Raw genomic sequence first — 21,759 nt, 5'->3', positions numbered from 1 at the left:
TCCGCTTTCGCGAGCAAGCCCGCTCCCACAGGGGATCTTCATAGGTCGAAGATCCGGTTTCTCAGTCGAAAGTAATCCCCTGCGCCAACGGCAGCTCCAGCGAGTAGTTCACGGTGTTGGTCTGGCGACGCATGTAGCCGCGCCATGCATCGGAACCCGACTCACGTCCGCCGCCGGTCTCTTTCTCGCCGCCGAACGCGCCGCCGATTTCCGCGCCGCTCGGGCCGATGTTGACGTTGGCGATGCCGCAGTCGCTGCCCACCGCCGACATGAACTGCTCGGCTTCACGCACGTCCGTGGTGAAGATGCAGGACGACAGGCCTTGAGGCACGGCGTTATTGAGTTGCAGGGCCTGGGCAAAATCCTTGTAGCCGACCACATAAAGGATCGGCGCGAAGGTTTCGTGGCGCACCACGTCGCTCTGCTCCGGCATCTCGACGATGGCCGGCGATACGTAATAGGCGTTCGGGAACTGGTCTTCCAACTGGCGTTTACCGCCAAATACCTTGCCGCCTTCGCTTAACGCCTGCTCCAGCGCATCCTGCATGCCCTGGAAGCTCTGCTTATCGATCAGCGGCCCTACCAGGTTGCCTTCCAACGGATGGCCGATGCGCACTTTCGAATAAGCGGCCTTGAGCCGGGTGACGATCTCTTCTTTCACCGACTCATGGGCAATCAGGCGACGCAGCGTTGTGCAACGCTGGCCGGCGGTGCCGACGGCGCTGAACAGGATGGCGCGCACGGCCATGTCCAGATCGGCGCTGGGGGCCAGGATCATCGCATTGTTGCCACCCAGCTCGAGGATGCTGCGGGCAAAGCGCGCGGCGACTTTCGGCGCCACTTCACGGCCCATGCGGGTGCTGCCGGTGGCGCTGATCAACGCCACGCGCGGATCGTCCACCAACGCTTCACCGGCATCGCGGCCGCCGATGATCACTTGACTGAGGTACGGTGGCGCATCACTGAAGTTCTTCAGCACACGCTCGAACAACGCCTGGCAGGCCAGGGCGGTGAGCGGGGTCTTTTCCGAGGGTTTCCAGATCACCGCGTTGCCGCACACCAGAGCCAGCGTCGTGTTCCAGGCCCAGACCGCCACCGGGAAGTTGAAAGCGCTGATCACACCGACCACGCCCAGCGGATGCCAGGATTCACGCATGTGGTGGCCCGGACGCTCGGAGGCGATGGTCAGGCCGTACAACTGGCGGGACAGACCGACCGCGAAGTCGCAGATGTCGATCATCTCTTGCACTTCACCCAGGCCTTCCTGGGTGATCTTGCCGGCTTCCCACGACACCAGCTCGCCGAGGTCGGCCTTGTATTCACGCAACAGGTCGCCGAATTGACGCACCAGCTCGCCGCGACGCGGGGCCGGCACCTGGCGCCACAGGTCGAACGCATGCTCGGCGCGGCTGACCTGCTGCTCGACCTCTGCAGCGCCTTCCCAGTTCACGGCGCCGATGCGACTGCCATCAATGGGCGAATGCACCGGTTGTGTGCCGCTCTGGTACAAGGCCGGTTCGACACCCAGACGATCAAGCAATGCAGCAACCATGGTTAATTCCTCAAACAAAAGACAAAGAATTGGCAGCCGGACAATCACGGCTGATCAGACCTGTAGTTGTAGCTGGCCCAAGACTTGCCAACAAACGACCTTTAAGCGAGATATCATTCCGTTTATTCATGCTGGCCATGACCGGATACGCAGAGCCACAAGAAATTAAGGCCTCATCATGATCAATAAACGCTATTTGCCGTCGATCACGGCGCTACAGTGCTTCGAAGCGGTGACCCGACACCTGAGCTTCACTCGCGCCGCCGAAGAGCTGAATCTGACTCAGAGCGCCGTCAGCAAACAGGTCGCCCAGTTGGAGGAACTGCTACAGCATTTGCTGTTTCGCCGCGTACGTCGACGCTTGCAGTTGACGCCGGCCGGGGAACTGTACTTGGGAGAAGTGAGAAAAATCCTCACTCAGGTGGAGATGTCCACCCACTATCTGCGCTCCTACGGCGGCGATACCGAAGTCCTACGGGTTTCCACGCCTCCGACCTTCGGTGCTCGCTGGCTGGTCCCACGGCTCAAAGGTTGGCGCCTGCGGCACCCGAAAATTCATCTGGACCTGTGCAGCGAGCAGGAGGCCGACGACTTGCTCCAGGGGCGCAGCGACCTGGCGTTCTATTTCGGCCAGGGCTCACGGCCCGGCAGCGAATCTCTGAAACTGTTCGGTGAAGAGCTCGTGGCAGTCTGCGCTCCGGGCAGCTTGCCAACCCAGCCCTTCACCGACCCGACGCAACTGGCCGATCTGGTGCTGCTGCAAAACGCCTCGCGCCCCCAGGCCTGGCACGACTGGTTCGACAGCCAGGGCTATCACACCGAACACAGCTACCACGGGCCGCGCTTCGAAACTTTCTACATGTGCATCCGGGCCGCCCAGGTTGGCTGCGGCGTCGCCCTGCTGCCGCGTTTTCTGGTGGAAGAAGAACTGGCTGATGGCAAGCTGGTGATCCCCTGGCAATATGCGATGCCCAGTACCGATGCCTATTACCTGGCCTATCCTGAGCATTCGGCGGAAGTGCCCAAGGTCCGGCTTTTTGTGGAGTGGATGCTGGAGCAGATCGAGGTTTCGATGACACCTTGAGAATGCTATCGCGGGCAAGCCTTGCTCCCACAGGGTGTGTACAAAGCTGCCAGTCGCCCACTCTCCAGTGGGAGCAAGGCTTGCCCGCGATGAGGCCCGTGGGCATATCCAGACACTCCAGCGGGGTACCCGCCGTTAAAAAATCGCTGGCAATACTCACCACGGTTATGCGCCACTAGCCCCTTCACCACAAACCGCTGCACCCCGCTGCCCGCCGCAGCGGCCTGTCTGGAGATTCCCGCTATGAGCGAGAGTGTGTTTGCCGATCGCATCGTGCAGAACCTGCTCGACACCGACTTCTACAAACTGACGATGATGCAGGCGGTGCTGCACAACTACCCCAACGTCGAAGTCGAATGGGAATTTCGCTGCCGCAACAGCGAGGATCTGCGGCCATACCTGGCAGAGATCCGTGTTCAGATCGAACGCCTGGCCGAGCTGAGCCTGAGCGCCGACCAGTTGGGTTTCCTGGAGCGCATCAGCTTCCTGAAACCCGACTTCCTGCGTTTTCTGGGCCTGTTCCGTTTCAATCTGCGCTACATGCACACCGGCATCGAGAACGGCGAGCTGTTTATCCGCCTGCGTGGGCCATGGTTGCATGTGATTCTGTTCGAAGTGCCGCTGCTGGCCATTGTCAGCGAAGTACGCAACCGCTATCGCTACCGCGAAATCGTTCTGGAGCAGGCGCGCGAGCAGCTGTATCGCAAGTTCGACTGGCTGACCGCCAACGCCAGTGCCGAGGAATTGTCCGAACTGCAGGTCGCGGACTTCGGCACCCGCCGGCGATTTTCCTACCGCGTTCAGGAAGAAGTGGTGAACGTGCTCAAGCACGATTTCCCCGGGCGCTTCGTCGGCACCAGTAATGTGCACCTGTCCCGGGAACTGGACATGAAACCCCTGGGCACCATGGCCCACGAATGGATCATGGCCCATCAGCAACTGGGCCCGCGGCTGATCGACAGTCAGATCGCCGCCCTCGATTGCTGGGTGCGTGAGTACCGGGGCCTGCTGGGGATCGCACTGACCGATTGCATCACCATGGACGCCTTCCTCAAGGACTTCGATCTGTTCTTTGCCAAGCTGTTCGACGGTTTGCGCCATGACTCTGGTGACCCGGTCATCTGGGCCGAAAAAGCCATTGCTCACTACCACAAGCTCGGTATCGACCCGATGAGCAAGACGCTGGTGTTTTCCGATAGCCTGACGCTGCCCAAATGCCTGGAGATTTTTCGGGCACTGCGTGGTCGCATTAATGTCAGCTTCGGTATTGGCACCAACCTGACGTGTGACATTCCGGGTGTGGAGCCGATGAGCATCGTGCTTAAAATGATCAGCTGTGACGGGCAACCCGTGGCCAAGATTTCAGATGAGCCCGGCAAGACCCACTGCAAGGACCCGAATTTCGTCGCCTACATGCGACACGTTTTCCAAGTACCTGCCGCCCTTTGACACACCAAGCAAGGAGTGAATTCATGCAAGCCGTACAGCGTGAGATTGCTGAACAGCTCAAGGTTCAGCCGCCGTTCGCCGATGACGCTGCCCTCAAGGCCGAAGTCGCTCGTCGGGTGAGTTTTATCCAGGAATGTCTGGTCAACTCCGGACTCAAGACCCTCGTACTGGGCATCAGCGGCGGGGTCGATTCGCTGACCGCCGGCCTGCTGGCCCAACGCGCCGCGCGCGAGCTGCGGGAAAAAACCGGCAACGCCGCCTACAAGTTCATCGCCGTGCGCCTGCCGTACGAAACCCAGTTCGACGAACATGAAGCCCAGGCCTGCGTGGACTTCATCGAGCCGGACGAGCGTCATACCGTCAACATCGGCCCGGCGGTCAAGGCACTGGCCAAGGAAGTGTTGGCGTTCGAAGGCAAAGCGCCGGGCTCCCGGGACTTCGTGCTGGGCAATACCAAGGCGCGGATGCGCATGGTGGCGCAGTACTCCATCGCCGGCGCCGAGCAAGGCCTGGTAATCGGCACCGACCATGCGGCCGAAGCGGTGATGGGTTTCTTCACCAAGTTCGGTGACGGCGCCTGTGACCTGGCCCCGTTGAGCGGCCTGGTGAAAAATCAGGTTCGGGCCATCGCCCGAGACTTCGGCGCGCCGGAATCGCTGGTGGAAAAAGTCCCCACTGCCGACCTTGAGGACCTGTCGCCCGGCAAGCCCGACGAAGCCGCCCATGGCGTGACCTATGGTGAGATCGATGCGTTCCTGCATGGACTGCCGGTGCGCGAAGAAGCCGCCCGAATCATTTGCGAGACCTATCGCAAGACCGAGCACAAGCGGGTGATGCCGTACGCCCCTTGACTGGCGCTATGGTCGCAATTCCTTTGTGGGAGCGGGCTTGCTCGCGAAGACGTCGGCACGGTCAACATTGAGATTGCCTGAACCACCGCCTTCGCGAGCAAGCCCGCTCCCACAGGGGTTATTTTGCATAAAAAAAGCGCCCTGCGATGGGGCGCTTTTTTTATGCCTGAAGAATTACTTCAGGGTAACGGTGCCCTTCATCATCGAGATGTGGCCTGGGAACGAGCAGAAGAAGCCGTATTTCTCATCGGCGCTCAGTTTCGACACATCGAAGGTCACCGAATCCTTCTCCTTGGCCCCGATAAGCTTGGTGTGAGCAATGATGCGCGCATCACCTTCTTTCAGATAGTCCTTGTCGATACCGGCTGCCAGGCCATCGGTAGCAATCGGCTGCATGTCAGCCTCTTTGCTCAGTACCCAGTTATGGCCCATGACGTTCTTCGGCAAGCTGCCTGAGTGAGTCAGTTCTACGGTGAAGGTCTTGCAGCTCTTGTCGATCTCGATGGCCTTGGTGCTGAAGGACATCTGGTCGGTCGAGTCGATGGTGGTCTTGCACTCGGCAGCCATCAGCTGGCTGCTGGCCAGCGTCAACAGGGATACTGCAGCAAGTTTGGCGAACATGGTGAATCTCCAAGGCATGGTTAGAAAAATTCCGTCAATGGGGAAGACTGCCTGAATTTCAGACAAGTTCCTATGACCTGAGTCAAAGATTGTATACAACTTAAGGCTATCAGCCTGATGAGCATAATCAACCAGCCAAAGGTATGACGTGCCCATATGATCGACTCCATCACCTCTCTGGAGTATCCCGTCATGAACCTCAACAGCCTGCTGTGCAGCTTGCTCGCCGCCTACGCCTGCGGCGCCAGTGGCACCTACGAAAAACCCCGGCGCGAGGTTTAATTGCTTTGCGCAACCAAAGCCAGGCTTTACTCTGGAACAGTAACTGACCACGGAGTAAGGCATGTCTTTAGCGTCTGTTTGTGTATTTTGCGGCGCCAGCACCGGTAACCATCCGGCCTATCGTGAAGCGGCGCAGGCCTTAGGGCGTGCGTTGGCGGAACGAAAGCTGACGCTGGTCTATGGCGGCGGGGCGGTCGGCTTGATGGGCATCGTCGCCGATGCGGCTCTGGCGGCTGGCGGCGAAGTGATCGGGATCATCCCGCAGAGCCTTAAAGACAAGGAAATCGGCCACAGTGGCCTGACCCGCCTGGAAGTGGTGGACGGCATGCATGCCCGCAAGGCACGCATGGCTCAGCTCAGCGATGCCTTTATCGCCCTGCCCGGTGGCCTCGGCACGCTGGAGGAGTTGTTCGAAGTCTGGACCTGGGGCCAGCTCGGCTATCACGGAAAACCGCTGGGGCTGCTGGAAGTGAACGGTTTCTACAGCAAACTCACCGGTTTTCTTGATCATATCGTCGGCGAAGGCTTCGTCCGCGCGCCCCATCGTGACATGCTGCAAGTGAGCGAATCACCGCATAACCTGCTCGATGCGCTGGACGAATGGCAACCGTCGCTACAGCCAAAGTGGGCCGAACAAAAACCCAGCTAACGGCTCGACCCCGATACAGGGCAGAATACGCGCCGCTCAACCTCACCTTCGACCCCAGAGGATCGCCCATGGCTAAACCCAATTATTCCTTCGCCAAACGTCAGAGAGATTTGGCCAAGGAGCAGAAGAAAGAGGAAAAGCTTCAGCGCAAGAAAGCTACCGCTGAAGAAGAAGCAGCAGCACTGACCCCGGATACCGAAGGCGACGTGGCAGCAGACGTTGATGTTGATGCACCGAAAGATCAGACGCCAGACGCCTGAGCCTCTCCGGGCCCGATGATCCGATCCGGCCCCACCCCGGTTCTGTGTCCAGGGCCGGCAGCCTCGCTGCCGGCCCTCACAGGCCAGTCCGTTCCCACAATGGGTCTATCTACGATTCAAGCGGCATCACCGTCACCCGCACTTCGGGGTCATGATCACCGCCGCCCAGAATGACTCCCCGCAACGGCGACACATCGGAAAAATCCCGGCCCCAGGCCAACGTGATGTGTTCCAGCGCCGGCTGAACGTTGTTGGTCGGGTCGAAATCTACCCAGCCCAGCACCGGGCAAAACACCGAGATCCAGGCGTGCGAGGCATCGGCACCAATCAACCGTGGCTGGCCCGGCGGTGGTTGAGTCAACAGGTAGCCGCTGACGTAACGCGCCGCCAACCCACGGGAGCGCACGCAGGCCAGCATCAGGTGAGCAAAATCCTGGCACACGCCCCGCCGCCGTTCCAGCACCTCCACCAGTGGCGTCGCCACCTGGGTCGCCTCGGCGTCGAAGGTGAACTCCTGGAAAATCTTTTCCATCAAAGCCTGCACGCCGAACATCAATGGGCGCCCTGGGACGAAACAGCTTTCTGAGAACTCGACAAAACTACGCTTGAGATGCACGTAGGGTGACTCGAAACGATAGCGGCACGCATCCAGCAACGGAGCAGTCAGTGGCCGGCCGCTGTAGGTCAGCGCCTGACAGGTCGACTCCCAGGCTGGGGACAGGTTGAAATCCAGTTCTGGACGCGCCAGCACCTCCACGCTCAGACGTGCGTTAACCAGCAACTCGTCATGGGGCCGTTCAAAAGCCAGGCGGGTCAGTGGGTTGCCGAATACATCCAGCTCATCGCGACGGGTCGTCGGCTCCGGGCTGATCAACAACTGCTGCTCGGTGCAACGCTGCCATTCACAGGCCCGTGGCCACAGGTGGGCAAGCTGCTGGGCCAGGGACACCGGGCTGTCGTAGTGGTAATGGGTGTCGTGAAAAATCTGGTAACGAGCGCTCATCAGACGGACACCGTGCGCTGGCTGACGTCATCGACGTGAGCGAAATGACGCAAGGCCAGGCGATCGGACACCTGGCCGCTGACGTCGGCCACTTCCTGCAACAGATCGGCCAACCCATCGAGCGCAGCGCGCAGGCTGGCCTCGCCGAACAGCGGATTCTCCAGGCAACGCAAGTCAAAGCATGACAGGCGAGCGACCAGTTCCGGCAATGCGGTTTCCCTGGGCGCACCGAAGTCATCGTTCAAGCGCTTGAGGGTACGGGCCACCAGTTTCAACTGGAAGAGCACCGCGTGAGGGTTTTGTTCGTCCAGCAACAGCAGGTCGAGCACCGGGATCAACTGGGCCACCGCCAGGTAACGCGAACGATAGGTGATGCTGCTGTTGCCCAGTTCCAGCAGCCAGTCCAGCCCGGCCTGGTCGAACACCGCATCACCTCGCAGGAACGCCGCCAGGCTGCTGCTGAGAAATTGCAGGCGCTCCAGGCGACGACCGATCATCAGGAAACGCCAGCCCTCGTCACGGGTCATGTCGTCCAAGGCGAATCCGGACAACGCCGCCAGGGACATCACCAATCGGTTGAGAAAATCCAGCAACTCCCCAAAGTCCGGCTCCGCGGTTTCCAGTTCCATGGCTTCGCGTTGCAACTCCACCAGTGCCTGCCAGTTCTCCCGGGACAGCTTGCCGCGAACCTGGGAGGCCGCCCACTGCAATCGCTGCAGGTTGGAACGCAGGCTGAACGACCAATCATCCCCCAACAACGCTGCCAGCAGACGCTCGGGCAGCTCACCCTCCTCCGGCAACAGCATCAGGCTTTCCCCCAGGGACACCGCCGACTGCAGCGCTTGCGGGTCGTCGCCATCGACATAGCGCGCCAGCATGATCCGCAGCAGCCGCGCGCTGTCGTCACAACGCTCGCAGTACCGACCGAACCAGAACAGGTTTTCCACGACGCGGGACGGCAGGTACGGATCACGTCGAACCAGATCGTGGACGCCCACGGTTCGCTGGGCCTTCCATTGTTCGCCACTGGGCGCCTGTTCTCCCAAGACCCAAGTGTCCTTACTGGCGCCACCTCGCTGCATCGACACCACTTCGGCGTCCGCCTCGGCAGCCACGCGGGTCAGGCCACCCGGCAGCACCCGATAATCATCCTCTCCGGAAACGGCATACACGCGCATGCCGATGGCCCGCGGCTGAAGCTGACCGCCTTCGGCCTGCCAGACCGGCGCCTGGGACAGCTGCGCCAGCTCCTGGGCGACATAGGCGTAGGGACGCGCCTGTATGCGCGCCGCCAGAAGAGCGCGCTGTTGTTCGTTCAGGTCGCGCCCCAATACCGGGCTGAAACTTTGGGAAGGAAACGCCGGCTTGATCAGCAAATGCGGCAGCTTTTCCAAGGCCTGGGCCAGTACCGGCGGCTCACCGCACCACCAGGTGGCGATGGACGGCAGTATCAGTTCCTCACCGAACAGAAACTGGCTGATCTTTGGCAAAAAGCCCAACAGGCCCGGTGATTCCAGCACGCCGCTGCCTAACGCATTGGCCACCAGCACCCGGCCCTGGCGCACCGCCTCCAGCAACCCCGGTACGCCCAGGGCCGAATCGGTGCGCAGCTCCAGCGGGTCGCAGAAATCATCGTCGAGCCGGCGCATGATGGCGTGGACCCGTCGTAGTCCGCTCAGGGTCTTGAGATAGACCGTGGCGTCGCGAACGGTCAGGTCGCTCCCCTCCACCAGCGGATAGCCCAGTTGGCGCGCCAGGTAAAGGTGTTCGAAATAGCTTTCGTTGAACCGCCCGGGCGTCAACAGCACCACCAGCGGCGACTCGCCATCACTGGGGGCCTGTCGCGCAAGGGTCTGCTGCAAGGTGCGGAAGAAACCGGACAGGTGCTTGACCTTCAGGTCACGATACAAGTCGGGAAAGGCGCGGGAGACGATCATGCGGTTTTCCAGCGCATACCCGGCCCCCGAAGGCGCCTGGGTCCGATCCGCCGTGACCCACCAGCGACCATCGGGCGTACGGGCCAGGTCCACGGCATACAGGTGCAGGAAAATGCCGTCCGGCGGCGTGATGCCCTGGCACGGCCAGAGAAAGTTGTTGTGCCCGAACACCAGTTCCGCCGGCAGCAGCCCTTCACTGATCAGCCGTTGCGGCCCGTACAGGTCGGCCAGTACTGCATTGAGCAAGCGTGCACGCTGGGCAATGCCCGCCGACAGTTGTTTCCACTCTTGCGCATCAATCACGTGGGGCAGCAGGTCCAGCTCCCACGGCCGGTCGGCGCCCTTCGGGTCTGCATAGACGTTGTAGGTGACACCGTTTTCCTGGATCTGCCGGGCCAACAGTGCCTGACGCTGAAGCAGTTGGGCCGGCGTACTGCGCTGCAAATGGTCGAGCAGGCGCCGCCAGTGCCCGCGCACCGCGCCGCTGTCGTCCAACAGTTCGTGATAGGTGCCCGTCGTCAGCGGGTAACGGTCAAGCAGGTCAGGCATGGAAAGCTCGGCAGACAGCAATGAAACGTGAGACTAGCGCAAGCGCATGACGCCCGGATAGTTGAAATATCCGGGTGTCGTGTACGACTTAGGGAGCGCTCTCAAAAACGTCGCAGATCGAGCGTGAGGGGAAACTCGTCATCCACTGCCAGGTTGGGTATCGGAAGTTTCCCTGGCGTGTGTCCGAGACGGAAAAAACGCGCCATTCGCCGGCTCTCAGCCTCGTTGGCATTCACCGGCAGGCTGTCGTAATTGCGTCCCCCCGGATGGGCCACGTGATACTGGCACCCCCCCACCGACCGTTGCGTCCAGGTGTCGAGTAAATCGAAGACCAGCGGCGCATGGACCGCAATGGTCGGTTGCAGGCAGTTGGCCGGTTGCCAGGCGCGAAAACGCACTCCGGCGACGAATTCGCCGACCCGGCCGGTGGCTTGAAGCGGCACCGGGATACCGTTGCAGGTCAGCATATACCGTTGCGGTGCCAGGCCGCTGAGCTTGACCTGCAAGCGCTCAAGAGAAGAGTCCACATACCGCACGGTGCCGCCCACCGCCCCTTCTTCTCCCAGTACATGCCAGGGCTCAAGGGCCTGGCGCAATTGCAGTTCGATGCCGCTGACCGCGTAATCGCCCACCTTGGGAAAGCGAAACTCCAGGTGCGCGGCGAACCACTCGGCCCGCAGCGGGTAACCGGCGGCACTCAGTTCGTTGATGACGTCGGCAAAATCCTGTTCGATAAAATGCGGCAACAGGAAGCGGTCATGCAGCTCGGTGCCCCAGCGCGCCAGCTTCGCAGGCAGGTAGGGCTCACGCCAGAACCGCGCCACCAGCGCGCGCAGCAATAATTGCTGGGCCAGGCTCATACGGGCATGGGGCGGCATTTCAAAAGCACGCAGCTCCAATAGACCGAGACGCCCGGTGGCGCCGTCCGGCGAATAGAGCTTGTCGATGCAGAACTCGGCACGGTGGGTGTTGCCGGTCACGTCGATCAACAGGTTGCGCAACAACCGATCAACCAGCCAGGGCGGACATTCTTCGCCAGGCTGCGGCATTTGTGCGAAGGCAATTTCCAGCTCATACAACGCATCGTTGCGCGCTTCGTCCACCCGCGGCGCCTGGGACGTCGGACCGATGAACAAGCCGGAAAACAGGTAGGACAGTGACGGGTGGTTATGCCAGTAACTGATCAGGCTGCGCAGCAGGTCCGGGCGCCGTAGAAAGGGAGAGTCGGCCGGGGTCGCGCCCCCCAGTACGAAATGGTTGCCACCACCAGTGCCGGTGTGCCGACCGTCGATCATGAATTTCTCGCTGGTCAGCCGGGTTTGTCGCGCCTCTTGGTAAAGAAACTCGGTGCGCTCGACCAGCTCATCCCAGGTCGCGGACGGCTGCACGTTGACCTCGATCACGCCCGGATCGGGGGTGATGCGAAAGTTACTCAGGCGCGGGTCGCTCGGCGGCTCATAGCCTTCCAACAGCACCGGGCAATGCAGCTGCTCGGCTGTCGCCTCGATGGCGCTGACCAGCTCCAGATAATCCTCGACCCGCTCCAGGGGCGGCATGAACAGGTACAAGCGCCCCTCGCGAGCCTCGGCACAAAATGCCGTGCGGGTCAGCCAGTCGGCGGATTCATCGATCTGCGGGACGCGATCCTGCTCGGTTGCCGGCTCACCATGACGAGCCAAGCGTTCAGCATCGGGCAGCGTCGGCAGGTCCTGGTTCGGGTCGCTGGAGTGAATGAAGGGGTATTCGGCCGCTGTCACCCAGGGCTGGGAAGCCAATGGCAGGCGATAGCCCAGGGGCGAATCCCCCGGTACCAACCGGCAGTGACTATCGCGCAGGTACCATCGACCGCTTTGCCATTGATCGCCCTTGGCGGTACGCGCCAGCGGCAGGACCTGCCCGATCACTTTGTCCAGGCCCTGACTGAAGACCTTGCGCAACCGTTCCCGCTCCAGGGCATCTTCCAGACGTGGGTCCTGGGCCGTGACATTCGATGGCAATGCACCTTCGCGCCAGAGGTAGTAGAAGTTGTCCTCGTAGGCTGGGAACACGAATCGCGCAGGAATTTTCAAGCGCTCGGCAACGCTTGTCAGAAAGCGCTCGGCCATTTCGCCGTCGGCGCCGTAGTCCTGCTGCTCGTCGGCGATCAACGCGCTGTTGTGCCAGATCGGCACCCCGTCACGCCGCCAATAGCAGTTGAGCGACCAGCGCGGCAACTGCTCACCGGGGTACCACTTGCCCTGGCCGAAATGCACAAGCCCCTGGGGCGCATAGTGCTTGCGCATGCGCTGGAACAACTCAGCGGAGAGCCGACGTTTATCCGGCCCGAGCGCGGCAGTGTTCCATTCAGCGCCGTCCGGATCGTCGATCGAGACGAAAGTCGGTTCGCCACCCATGGTCAGGCGCACATCGCCTTCCAGCAGATCGGCATCAATTTGCCTGCCCAACGCCTGAATCGCCAACCATTGCTCTTCGGTGTAGGGCTTGGTGACCCGTGGCGCTTCCCAGATCCGCTCGACGGACATTTCGTGGCTGAATTCGCACTCGCACGGTTCCACCAAGCCACTGATGGGCGCCGCCGAGGACGGATCGGGACTACAGGCCAACGGGATATGCCCTTCACCGGCGAACAAGCCGGACGTCGCATCCAGGCCGATCCAGCCGGCACCGGGCAGATAGACCTCGCACCAGGCATGCAAGTCGGTGAAATCCACCTCGGTACCGGACGGACCGTCGAGGCTTTTCACATCGGCGGTCAACTGGATCAGGTAACCGGAAACAAACCGCGCGGCCAGGCCGAGGTTGCGCAACAACTGCACCAGCAACCAGGCCGAGTCGCGGCAGGAACCGGACGCATGTTCCAGCGTGTGCTCCGGGGTCTGGACGCCCGGTTCCATGCGGATCAGGTAGTTGATGTCTTCGCTCAGGCGCTGGTTGAGCGCCACCAGAAAATCCACCGCTGGCAACGGCGTGCGGTCGATGCCGTCCAGATAGGCCTGGAATCTCGGTGTCAACGGCAGGGTTTCAAGGTAAGACGCCAACTCCTTGCGTTCGTCGGCGGCATAGGTGAACGGAATTTTTTCCGCGTAGGGTTCCAGGAAAAAGTCGAACGGATTGAACACCGCCATTTCAGCCAGCAGATCGACTTCAATGCGCAGCTCCCGGGTTTTCTCGGGAAACACCAACCGCGCCAGGTAATTGCCCTGGGGATCCTGCTGCCAGTTGATGAAATGCTGATCGGGCGCGACCTTCAGTGCATAAGAAAGGATGCGCGTGCGGCTGTGGGCCGCCGGGCGCAGGCGAACGATCTGCGGACCGAGCTCGACAGCGCGGTCGTATCGGTAATGCGTGACATGGTGCAACGCGACGTGAATCGACACGACGTACCTCCTGCGAGCCTGGGCGTTATCGAAAGCGGCGCAAGACTTATGCCATGCAGGCAGGCCGGACACTTTCTTCGTCTACTCAAGGCAGTAGAGCACTAAAAGCGCGCGATGCTCGCATTCGGGTGCAAAGGCAAGCACATAAATGTAGCAGCGGCGGTAGCGAATCGACTCAACGCCGTGAGCGGGAGGTCTTGGCGGCCTGGATGAAGAGCTCGCGTTGGCGGCGGACTTCTACCAGTTTGCTGCGCATTTCGCGGTGACGCTTGCTGTTGAGCAATAGCAGCCCGAGCAAGGGCCAAAACACCCCCTCGGTGTAAATAAACTTGTGCGGCTCATATTGGATAGTCGGCAGAACCGTTAGCAAGCAAGCAGCAAATACGGCGACCATGACCCATGCGCACCAAGGTCGTCCTCGAACGATCAAATAGTTGCTATGCACGATGACCATGGCGATGACAACGGTCGTCGCCCACCCGGTAGTCGCCCTGACATCCACTGGGACAGATCTGAAATAAGTGCTCATCGCTAACGATACCGTTGCCGAAGCAGCGAAGCAGCCTGCAAAAATCACCCCCATGAAAACAATGAGGTAACGCGCCAGAAAACTACGAATAGTCTGGTTCTGCTTCACTACTCCATCTCCTCATAAAGACCCACTGCAATAGTTTTTACATTGCCGGATAAGGCACTGCCGGTGAACCCCAATGCGGCGCCTAAGGAGTCCTGTATCTGAGTAACGGTGCCATGCCGAAGCTGAGTGGGCGTGTAACGTTTGGGAAGCCCCCCGGCTAGTTGCTTCAGCTTAATCATCCTGCGAGACATTTCCGGGTGTTTGATACTTAGCAGTTCCTGGGTCAGCTTTGCTCGTTCCTGGCGATTTAAGCCTTTCAGAACATCGCGCAAGCTTTTTCCTGTAGTTGCTTTTGCTACAGTGACCAATCTGACGGTTGTGAGTGCACTAGCCCCTACACCCAGCAGTGATGCTGCGTCCAATCCAATCATTACGTTCTGATACCAAGCTTCGCCATCAAGGTAGTCATTCATGGCTGGGTCGACTATTTCATTGCGAGCCCGGTAACCACTACCAACACACTGGACGGTACTTGCCGCCGCTGCGGTGTAAGCAATTACAGACACTACTGTACTGGCTCCAGCACTGAACGGAATCAGCACGGTACCGCTTAGAACAACGGTCCAGCTGATAAATGCAGCAGCGCAGGCCAAACCGGTATTCACCGCCTCAGCCACCAATCGCGATTCACGAGGATTGTCCTGCACCTGCTGCGCAAACTGAGCCGGCGCAATGTACTTCTGCGCCTCGCGCAAGATGATCCGCTTGGGCTTGATACTGCAAATCGGCTTGAACTCGCGCAGGGTCACCACGTTGAATTCGGCATCGATGTACACCACGCCAGCGCCGACGATACTGGGATCGGCGTCGATGGCCGCGAACAGGCGCGGCAGGTTGATCTGGCTTTCGATGCGTTGGCGAGCCATGAACTGGGAGGGGCTGTAGTCCATGCCGATACCCGGTAAAGGGGTGCTCATATGAATCGTCCTTGAAAATCCGAGGGTGATAACTTGATCAATACACACTTGTGGCGAGGGGATTTATCCCCGCTGGGCTGCGCAGCGGCCCTAATGCAGTTAACTCAATCTTCCTGGCACACCGAGTTGCCTGGTTTGGGGGCTGCTGCGCAGCCCAGCGGGGATAAATCCCCTCGCCACAGGACCTGGTTCACTGCGCGACAGCGCAGCGTCGCAGACGCGGCGGCCACTCCCTCGCCACAAGAGCGGTGTAGGGCTTTACTGCACGGTACTGACTGGCATTGGCGGTCGCCACGATAGCAAACGAGTAGCACAGCCGCTAGAAAGCAAAACGCCAGCTTTTAAGCTGGCGTTTGCAATGTGGCTTGGCGATTAGCGCGGCACGACAGGCTTGCGCGCCGGTTTCGGCCCCTTGCCCTTGGCGGCGTCCTTGCGCTCCTTGGCGGCCTGCTGGTTGCGAGCGAATGCCGCGGCCTTGGCCTGCTCGCGCTTGTCCCACGGGTTGCCGCCGTCGCTGGCGCGCGGTGGCAGACCGGTGTGCTGGGTCAGGATCTTGGTGGTTTCCTTGCCCACCTTGTGGCTGCCAGCCGGCGTCGAGTTTTTGCGACGGGCGCTCTGGTAGCTGTCGGCGGCCGGCTGATGCAACGGGATCAACTGGTTCTTGCCCGGCCCGATCAGGTCGGCGCGGCCCATGCGGGTCAGCGCTTCGCGCAGCATCGGCCAGCCCTTGGGGTCGTGATAACGCAGGAAGGCCTTGTGCAGGCGGCGCTGCTCCTCGCTCTTGACGATGGTCACCGCGTCGCTCTTGTAGGTGACCTTGCGCAGCGGGTTCTTGCCCGAATGGTACATGGCCGTGGCCGTGGCCATCGGCGACGGATAGAACGCCTGCACCTGGTCGGCGCGGAAACCGTTGCCCTTGAGCCACAGCGCCAGGTTCATCATGTCTTCGTCGGTGGTGCCCGGGTGAGCGGCGATGAAGTACGGAATCAGGTACTGCTCTTTCCCGGCTTCCTTGGTGTACTTCTCGAACATCCGCTTGAATTTGTCATAGCTGCCGATACCCGGTTTCATCATCTGGTTGAGCGGACCTTCCTCGGTGTGCTCCGGGGCGATCTTCAGATAACCACCCACATGGTGGGTCACCAGTTCCTTGACGTATTCCGGCGACTCGACCGCCAGGTCGTAACGCAGGCCGGAGGCAATCAGAATCTTCTTCACCCCAGGCAATGCCCGGGCGCTGCGGTACAGCTGGATCAGCGAAGAATGGTCGGTATTGAGGTTCGGGCAGATACCGGGGAACACACAAGACGGCTTGCGGCAGGCGGATTCGATTTCCGGGCTCTTGCAGGCAATGCGATACATGTTCGCGGTCGGACCGCCGAGGTCGGAGATGACACCGGTGAAACCCGGGACCTTGTCGCGAATCTCTTCAATCTCGCGAATGATCGATTCTTCAGAGCGGTTCTGGATGATCCGGCCTTCATGCTCGGTGATCGAGCAGAAGGTGCAGCCGCCAAAGCAGCCCCGCATGATGTTCACCGAGAAACGGATCATCTCGTAAGCCGGGATTTTTTCCTTGCCATACGCCGGATGGGGAACACGTGCGTAAGGCATGCCAAACACGTAGTCCATTTCCTCAGTGGTCATCGGAATGGGCGGCGGATTGAACCAGACATCGACTTCACCATGCTTCTGCACCAAGGCACGGGCATTGCCCGGGTTGGTTTCCAGATGCAGCACGCGGTTGGCGTGAGCGTAGAGCACCGCATCGCCGCGGACCTTTTCCACCGACGGCAGACGGATCACGGTTTTGTCGCGGGTCATGCGCGGGCTTGCCAGGATTTGTACGACCTTGGCTTCGCTCGGATCTTCGACCGGCCCCTTCTCTTGCTCGATAGCGCAGGCAGCGGTGTCCTGGGTGTTCACGTACGGGTTGATGATCTTGTCGATCTTGCCCGGACGGTCGATGCGCGTGGAATCGACCTCGTACCAGCCTTGCGGGGTGTCACGGCGGATGAATGCCGTGCCGCGCACATCCGTGATGTCTTCGATCTTGTGACCGTAAGACAGACGCTGGGCGACTTCGACAATCGCCCGCTCGGCGTTGCCGTAGAGCAGGATATCGGCGCTGGCGTCAATCAGGATCGAGTTGCGCACGCGGTCCTGCCAGTAATCGTAATGCGCGATACGACGCAGGGACGCTTCGATACCGCCGAGCACGATCGGCACATGCTTGTAGGCTTCCTTGCAGCGCTGGCTGTAGACCAGGCTCGCGCGGTCCGGCCGCTTGCCCGCCATGCCACCGGGGGTGTAGGCGTCATCGGAACGAATTTTCTTGTCGGCGGTGTAGCGGTTGATCATCGAGTCCATGTTGCCGGCCGCGACGCCAAAAAACAGGTTGGGCTCGCCGAGCTTCATGAAATCGTCTTTGGACTGCCAGTTTGGCTGGGCAATGATCCCGACGCGAAAGCCTTGGGCCTCCAACAACCGACCGATGATCGCCATGCCGAACGATGGGTGATCGACGTAGGCATCACCGGTCACGATGATGATGTCGCACGAATCCCAGCCGAGCTGATCCATCTCCTCCCTGCTCATGGGCAGGAACGGCGCTGGGCCGAAACATTCGGCCCAGTACTTGGGATAGTCAAATAACGGCTTGGCTGCTTGCATGTCGATGACCGGTATAAAAGATGAAAAATCGCGGGCGCGGAATATAGCACAAAAAATAACCAATTCCGACGGCTATGGTCGGAAATTGCGCACTCCCCTGTGGGAGCGGGCTTGCTCGCGAAGGCGGTGTGTCAGTCGACGCTAAGGTTGTCTGGCACGCCGCCTTCGCGAGCAAGCCCGCTCCCACAGGTTACTCGTCGTCATCAAAATTGTAGCTACCCGGCGCCAGGTTTTCGAAGCGCGTGTACTTGCCGATAAAGGCCAGGCGGATGAAGCCGATCGGGCCGTTACGCTGCTTGCCGATGATGATTTCGGCGATGCCCTTGTGTTCCGTCTCAGGGTGATACACCTCGTCACGGTAGACGAACATGATCACGTCGGCGTCCTGCTCGATCGCTCCGGATTCCCGCAAGTCGGAGTTCACCGGACGTTTGTTGGGGCGCTGTTCCAGGGAACGGTTCAACTGGGAGAGAGCCACCACCGGGCAGTTGAATTCCTTGGCCAGGGCCTTGAGGGAACGGGAGATTTCGGAAATCTCGTTGGTCCGGTTGTCGCCGCTGGACCCCGGGATCTGCATCAACTGCAGGTAGTCGATCATGATCAGCGCGATGTCACCGTGCTCACGCACCAGACGACGGGTTCGGGCGCGCATTTCCGATGGGCTGATACCGGCAGTATCGTCGATGAACAGCTTGCGGTCGTTGAGCAGGTTGACCGCCGAAGTCAAGCGCGGCCAGTCGTCATCTTCCAGTTGGCCGGAACGGACCTTGGTCTGGTCGATACGACCCAGGGACGAGAGCATACGCATGATCAGCGATTCACCTGGCATCTCCAGGGAGTACACCAGAACAGCCTTGTCGCTGCGCAACACCGCGTTTTCTACCAGGTTCATTGCAAAAGTGGTTTTACCCATCGACGGACGGCCGGCGACGATGACCAGGTCCGATGGCTGCAAGCCGCTGGTCTTCTCATCGAGGTCGGTGTAGCCGGTGGACAGGCCGGTGATGGCGTTGTCGGTGTTGAACAGGGTGTCGATGCGATCGATGGCCTTGGTCAAAAGATCGTTGACGCTCACCGGGCCACCGGTTTTTGGCCGGGCCTCGGCGATCTGGAAGATTTGCCGTTCCGCTTCGTCGAGGATCTCGGCAGCGGTTCGGCCTTCCGGGTTGAAGGCGCTGTCAGCGATTTCAGTGCTGATGCCGATCAATTGGCGCAAGGTCGCCCGTTCACGCACGATCTGGGCATAGGCCTTGATGTTGGCGACAGACGGCGTGTTTTTTGCCAGCTCACCCAGATAACCGAGGCCGCCAACCTGAGACGTCTGGCCTTCCTTGTCCAATTGCTCGGCCAGGGTTACCACGTCGATCGGCATGTTCTGATCGGCCAATCTTGCGATGGCACGGAAAATCAGGCGGTGGTCATGCCGGTAGAAATCGCCGTCGGATACTTGATCGAGCACGCGTTCCCAGGCGTTGTTGTCCAGCATCAGACCACCGAGCACGGCCTGTTCGGCCTCGATGGAGTGCGGAGGCACCTTCAGGGCAGCGGTTTGCAGATCGTATTGCTCGGGAGCGGTGATTTCGTTCATGGCCACTTGATTCTTTTGGAAACGCAGGGGGTTTTGAAAATCAGCAATTGCAGAAAGACAAAGGGCACGACCTGTAAACAGGATCGTGCCCGATGTTACCGACTAGTACCCGAGGGTGCCAGCCGACAGGTATTGCTTAAGCTGCTACCACGACAACGCGTACGGTGGCTTCAACTTCAGCGTGCAGGTGCACGGCTACGTCGAATTCGCCTACGTTGCGGATGGTGCCGTTCGGCAGACGAACTTCGCTCTTCGACACTTCAACGCCAGAGGCGGTCAGTGCGTCAGCGATGTCGTGAGTACCGATCGAACCGAACAGCTTGCCTTCGTCGCCAGCGGTGGCAGTGATGGTCACTTCCAGCTCAGCCAGTTGGGCAGCACGGCTTTCAGCCGAGGTTTTACGGTCTGCTGCCGCTTTTTCCAGCTCAGCGCGACGCTCTTCGAACGCGGCCAGGTTGGCAGCGGTCGCAGCGGTGGCTTTGCCGTAAGGCAGCAGGTAGTTACGGCCGTAACCGGCCTTAACGTTTACTTTGTCACCCAGGTTGCCCAGGTTGGTGACTTTTTCCAGAAGGATCAGTTGCATGTGAAAATCCTCTAACTTTTAACCTTCACCGTTCGCGTTGTCGGCATCTTTCGGCGCCATACGACCGCGAAAATCAATCAGGCTGTCGACGATGGCCAGGACCACCAGCAACGGATAGATCAGCTGCATGAACAGCAACAACGTGACGTACAACCCCACCAGCCAGAACCGGCCCAGCCGCTTTTTCGCCACCAGCCCGTGAATCAGGGCCAGAGCGGCAAATACCAGCGGTACACTGCACAACGGCGTGAGCATGGCCATCTGCGGACCGAAGTTCGGTCCCAGAAGCATGCCCGCCAGCAGCAACATCGCCAGCCCAAGCGGGAAACGGATGGCGCGAAATTCGCGACCAAAACCACCCGGGTTGTACAACAACGCCTGCCAGTAGCGCCCGATAATCAGGCTCAGCACACTGACGATTTGTAACAAGGCCGCAATCAGGCCGGTCAGGACCGGTGCGATCAGGGACGCGAAGCGCGCTTGCTCCTCTACCGACATCTGCTGGTAGAGATCACCGAGGGCCTCGGGCAGGATTTTTATCAAAGCCTGCGACAGCATCTCGATCTGGGGCGCGAAAGCCACCCCGAGCACCACTGAAAACACCACTCCCATCGCTATGCTGACCAGCAGCACGCGGTTCCAGGATTCGCTTGCGCGCAACACCAACGCCAGCGCCGAAGACCCCAGAAGCACCATCAGTGCCCGCGGGTCAGCGGAATACAGCCACCAGAGCAAAGCCGGCAGCAGTCCCAGAGCAAGAACGCCAAGGGCGTCCTTCAATCCGCGCCGCAGAAGTACAAGACTCACCGCGGCAGCACCCAACCAATACAACAACGGCAATGCCGCGCATCCAGCCACTACCAGAGTGGCCTGCATACGACCGCGCATGATGAACTCAGCTAAGGCGCGCATGCATTCAATCCTTTGCTACGTGTCGACTGCCCGGTCTCAGCGGCCGTGGCTGTCGGTGTAGGCCAGCAGGGCCAGGAAGCGGGCGCGCTTGATAGCGGTGGCCAGCTGACGCTGATAACGAGCTTTGGTACCGGTGATACGGCTTGGAACGATTTTGCCGGTCTCGGATACGTAGGCTTTCAGAGTGTTGAGATCTTTGTAATCGATCTCTTTCACGTCTTCAGCGGTGAAGCGGCAGAATTTACGACGACGGAAGAAACGTGCCATGTGATTGGCTCCTTAAAAGGTCCGTGGATTACTCGTCAGCGTTATCGCTGTTGTCGCTGTCGCTATCGCTGTCATCGCCTTCGGCGCTGTCAGAGTGCTCAGGACGGTCGCGACGCTCACGGCGCTCACTGCGGTTTTCTTCAGCCTTGAGCATCTCGGATTGGCCGGTGACGGCTTCTTCGCGGCGGATGACCAGGTTACGGATCACTGCATCGTTGTAGCGGAAGTTGTCTTCCAGCTCGGCCAGGGCCTTGCCGGTGCACTCAACGTTCAGCATCACGTAGTGAGCCTTGTGAACATTGTTGATTGCGTAGGCCAGTTGACGACGGCCCCAATCTTCCAGACGGTGGATTTTGCCGCCGTCTTCTTCGATCAGCTTGGTGTAACGCTCAACCATGCCGCCGACTTGCTCGCTTTGATCCGGGTGGACCAAAAAGATGATTTCGTAATGACGCATGAATGCTCCTTACGGGTTGTAGCCTGCCGCTCAAAAACGGTCAGACAAGGAGTGAATGACACTTATGGACTTGTGGACGCTAGACACAAAAGTGCCTGCCATCACAGCAAG

19 protein-coding genes are annotated in these 21,759 nt (G+C 60.1%); 6 read left to right on the top strand and 13 right to left on the bottom strand.

The genetic code is table 11. The annotated features are described in order from the left end of the window. Positions 1-61: 61 nt before the first annotated feature. Positions 62-1,552, bottom strand: a complete 1,491-nt coding sequence (gene amaB / locus PSH57_RS02950) for an L-piperidine-6-carboxylate dehydrogenase (protein ID WP_305387735.1) — start codon at positions 1,550-1,552, stop codon at positions 62-64. A gap of 178 nt (positions 1,553-1,730) precedes the next feature. Between amaB and PSH57_RS02945 the strand changes: the two genes are divergently transcribed. The 3 genes from PSH57_RS02945 (at position 1,731) to nadE (ending at position 4,936) form a co-directional block, all read left to right on the top strand. After that, positions 1,731-2,636 carry a LysR family transcriptional regulator gene (locus PSH57_RS02945; RefSeq protein WP_305387734.1) on the top strand — a complete coding sequence of 302 codons (906 nt, stop codon included), beginning with the start codon at positions 1,731-1,733 and terminating at the stop codon, positions 2,634-2,636. 243 nt (positions 2,637-2,879) lie between these two features. Further along, the gene (gene pncB, locus PSH57_RS02940) at positions 2,880-4,085 is read left to right on the top strand and encodes a nicotinate phosphoribosyltransferase (RefSeq protein WP_305387732.1); all 1,206 of its coding nucleotides are present in this window, start codon (positions 2,880-2,882) and stop codon (positions 4,083-4,085) included. Positions 4,086-4,108: 23 nt separating this feature from the next. Next, on the top strand, positions 4,109-4,936 hold the full coding sequence (nadE, locus tag PSH57_RS02935) for an ammonia-dependent NAD(+) synthetase (protein WP_305387731.1): 828 nt from the start codon (positions 4,109-4,111) through the stop codon (positions 4,934-4,936). Between the two features lie 174 nt (positions 4,937-5,110). On the opposite strand, the gene azu is transcribed toward nadE, so the two are convergent. Then, on the bottom strand, positions 5,111-5,557 hold the full coding sequence (gene azu, locus PSH57_RS02930) for an azurin (protein WP_305387730.1): 447 nt from the start codon (positions 5,555-5,557) through the stop codon (positions 5,111-5,113). Positions 5,558-5,713: 156 nt separating this feature from the next. Here azu and PSH57_RS02925 point away from each other — a divergent pair, with 156 nt between their 5' ends. From PSH57_RS02925 to PSH57_RS02915, 3 genes are all read left to right on the top strand, one after another. Continuing rightward, entirely contained in the window at positions 5,714-5,839 is a 126-nt protein-coding gene (locus PSH57_RS02925; RefSeq protein WP_305387729.1) for a hypothetical protein, read from the top strand. A 61-nt stretch (positions 5,840-5,900) separates the two neighbouring features. After that, on the top strand, positions 5,901-6,488 hold the full coding sequence (locus PSH57_RS02920) for an LOG family protein (RefSeq protein WP_305387727.1): 588 nt from the start codon (positions 5,901-5,903) through the stop codon (positions 6,486-6,488). Between the two features lie 68 nt (positions 6,489-6,556). Beyond that, positions 6,557-6,748, top strand: a complete 192-nt coding sequence (locus PSH57_RS02915; RefSeq protein ID WP_047227327.1) for a hypothetical protein — start codon at positions 6,557-6,559, stop codon at positions 6,746-6,748. Between the two features lie 109 nt (positions 6,749-6,857). Here PSH57_RS02915 and PSH57_RS02910 read toward each other — a convergent pair whose 3' ends face one another. From PSH57_RS02910 to rpsF, 11 genes are all read right to left on the bottom strand, one after another. After that, complete coding sequence (locus tag PSH57_RS02910) at positions 6,858-7,751, bottom strand: transglutaminase family protein (RefSeq protein ID WP_305387725.1); 894 nt, start codon at positions 7,749-7,751, stop codon at positions 6,858-6,860. Beyond that, positions 7,751-10,237, bottom strand: coding sequence for a circularly permuted type 2 ATP-grasp protein (locus PSH57_RS02905; protein WP_305387724.1), 2,487 nt, complete (start codon positions 10,235-10,237; stop codon positions 7,751-7,753). The genes PSH57_RS02910 and PSH57_RS02905 overlap by 1 nt, the downstream gene beginning before the upstream one ends. Positions 10,238-10,338: 101 nt before the next feature. Then, the gene (locus PSH57_RS02900; protein ID WP_305387722.1) at positions 10,339-13,614 is read right to left on the bottom strand and encodes a transglutaminase family protein; all 3,276 of its coding nucleotides are present in this window, start codon (positions 13,612-13,614) and stop codon (positions 10,339-10,341) included. Between the two features lie 175 nt (positions 13,615-13,789). Continuing rightward, on the bottom strand, positions 13,790-14,251 hold the full coding sequence (locus PSH57_RS02895; protein WP_305387720.1) for a hypothetical protein: 462 nt from the start codon (positions 14,249-14,251) through the stop codon (positions 13,790-13,792). Continuing rightward, the gene (locus tag PSH57_RS02890; RefSeq protein ID WP_305387719.1) at positions 14,251-15,168 is read right to left on the bottom strand and encodes an Ssp4 family T6SS effector; all 918 of its coding nucleotides are present in this window, start codon (positions 15,166-15,168) and stop codon (positions 14,251-14,253) included. The genes PSH57_RS02895 and PSH57_RS02890 overlap by 1 nt, the downstream gene beginning before the upstream one ends. A gap of 372 nt (positions 15,169-15,540) precedes the next feature. Then, entirely contained in the window at positions 15,541-17,841 is a 2,301-nt protein-coding gene (locus tag PSH57_RS02885) for a YgiQ family radical SAM protein (RefSeq protein WP_305416344.1), read from the bottom strand. Positions 17,842-18,031: 190 nt separating this feature from the next. Beyond that, complete coding sequence (gene dnaB, locus PSH57_RS02880) at positions 18,032-19,429, bottom strand: replicative DNA helicase (protein WP_003197253.1); 1,398 nt, start codon at positions 19,427-19,429, stop codon at positions 18,032-18,034. Between the two features lie 136 nt (positions 19,430-19,565). Continuing rightward, entirely contained in the window at positions 19,566-20,012 is a 447-nt protein-coding gene (rplI, locus tag PSH57_RS02875; RefSeq protein WP_047227319.1) for a 50S ribosomal protein L9, read from the bottom strand. 18 nt (positions 20,013-20,030) lie between these two features. Further along, the gene (locus PSH57_RS02870) at positions 20,031-20,924 is read right to left on the bottom strand and encodes a YybS family protein (RefSeq protein ID WP_305387716.1); all 894 of its coding nucleotides are present in this window, start codon (positions 20,922-20,924) and stop codon (positions 20,031-20,033) included. Between the two features lie 36 nt (positions 20,925-20,960). Further along, positions 20,961-21,191 (bottom strand): 30S ribosomal protein S18, encoded by a 231-nt coding sequence (rpsR, locus tag PSH57_RS02865; RefSeq protein ID WP_002551829.1) that lies wholly within the window; start codon positions 21,189-21,191, stop codon positions 20,961-20,963. 28 nt (positions 21,192-21,219) lie between these two features. Continuing rightward, positions 21,220-21,648, bottom strand: a complete 429-nt coding sequence (gene rpsF, locus PSH57_RS02860; RefSeq protein WP_025211554.1) for a 30S ribosomal protein S6 — start codon at positions 21,646-21,648, stop codon at positions 21,220-21,222. Positions 21,649-21,759: the final 111 nt, after the last annotated feature.

Origin of the sequence: Pseudomonas hefeiensis (genome assembly GCF_030687835.1) — a bacterium.
In the GTDB taxonomy this organism is placed as follows: Bacteria; Pseudomonadota; Gammaproteobacteria; order Pseudomonadales; family Pseudomonadaceae; genus Aquipseudomonas; species Aquipseudomonas hefeiensis.
Note: the sequence above shows the minus strand (reverse complement) of the source record. Positions and strands in the feature narration are given on the sequence as shown.

What these genes read in the sequence shown, in the direction of transcription:
- PSH57_RS02925 (WP_305387729.1), top strand. Translation starts at nt 5,714, where the DNA reads ATGATCGACTCCATCACCTCTCTGGAGTATCCCGTCATGAACCTCAAC.
- PSH57_RS02870 (WP_305387716.1), bottom strand. Translation starts at nt 20,924, where the DNA reads ATGCGCGCCTTAGCTGAGTTCATCATGCGCGGTCGTATGCAGGCCACT.
- PSH57_RS02910 (WP_305387725.1), bottom strand. Translation starts at nt 7,751, where the DNA reads ATGAGCGCTCGTTACCAGATTTTTCACGACACCCATTACCACTACGAC.
- rpsF (WP_025211554.1), bottom strand. Translation starts at nt 21,648, where the DNA reads ATGCGTCATTACGAAATCATCTTTTTGGTCCACCCGGATCAAAGCGAG.
- PSH57_RS02885 (WP_305416344.1), bottom strand. Translation starts at nt 17,841, where the DNA reads ATGCAAGCAGCCAAGCCGTTATTTGACTATCCCAAGTACTGGGCCGAA.
- nadE (WP_305387731.1), top strand. Translation starts at nt 4,109, where the DNA reads ATGCAAGCCGTACAGCGTGAGATTGCTGAACAGCTCAAGGTTCAGCCG.
- amaB (WP_305387735.1), bottom strand. Translation starts at nt 1,552, where the DNA reads ATGGTTGCTGCATTGCTTGATCGTCTGGGTGTCGAACCGGCCTTGTAC.
- rplI (WP_047227319.1), bottom strand. Translation starts at nt 20,012, where the DNA reads ATGCAACTGATCCTTCTGGAAAAAGTCACCAACCTGGGCAACCTGGGT.
- PSH57_RS02905 (WP_305387724.1), bottom strand. Translation starts at nt 10,237, where the DNA reads ATGCCTGACCTGCTTGACCGTTACCCGCTGACGACGGGCACCTATCAC.
- PSH57_RS02945 (WP_305387734.1), top strand. Translation starts at nt 1,731, where the DNA reads ATGATCAATAAACGCTATTTGCCGTCGATCACGGCGCTACAGTGCTTC.
- PSH57_RS02915 (WP_047227327.1), top strand. Translation starts at nt 6,557, where the DNA reads ATGGCTAAACCCAATTATTCCTTCGCCAAACGTCAGAGAGATTTGGCC.
- rpsR (WP_002551829.1), bottom strand. Translation starts at nt 21,191, where the DNA reads ATGGCACGTTTCTTCCGTCGTCGTAAATTCTGCCGCTTCACCGCTGAA.
- azu (WP_305387730.1), bottom strand. Translation starts at nt 5,557, where the DNA reads ATGTTCGCCAAACTTGCTGCAGTATCCCTGTTGACGCTGGCCAGCAGC.
- PSH57_RS02920 (WP_305387727.1), top strand. Translation starts at nt 5,901, where the DNA reads ATGTCTTTAGCGTCTGTTTGTGTATTTTGCGGCGCCAGCACCGGTAAC.
- PSH57_RS02890 (WP_305387719.1), bottom strand. Translation starts at nt 15,168, where the DNA reads ATGAGCACCCCTTTACCGGGTATCGGCATGGACTACAGCCCCTCCCAG.
- dnaB (WP_003197253.1), bottom strand. Translation starts at nt 19,429, where the DNA reads ATGAACGAAATCACCGCTCCCGAGCAATACGATCTGCAAACCGCTGCC.
- pncB (WP_305387732.1), top strand. Translation starts at nt 2,880, where the DNA reads ATGAGCGAGAGTGTGTTTGCCGATCGCATCGTGCAGAACCTGCTCGAC.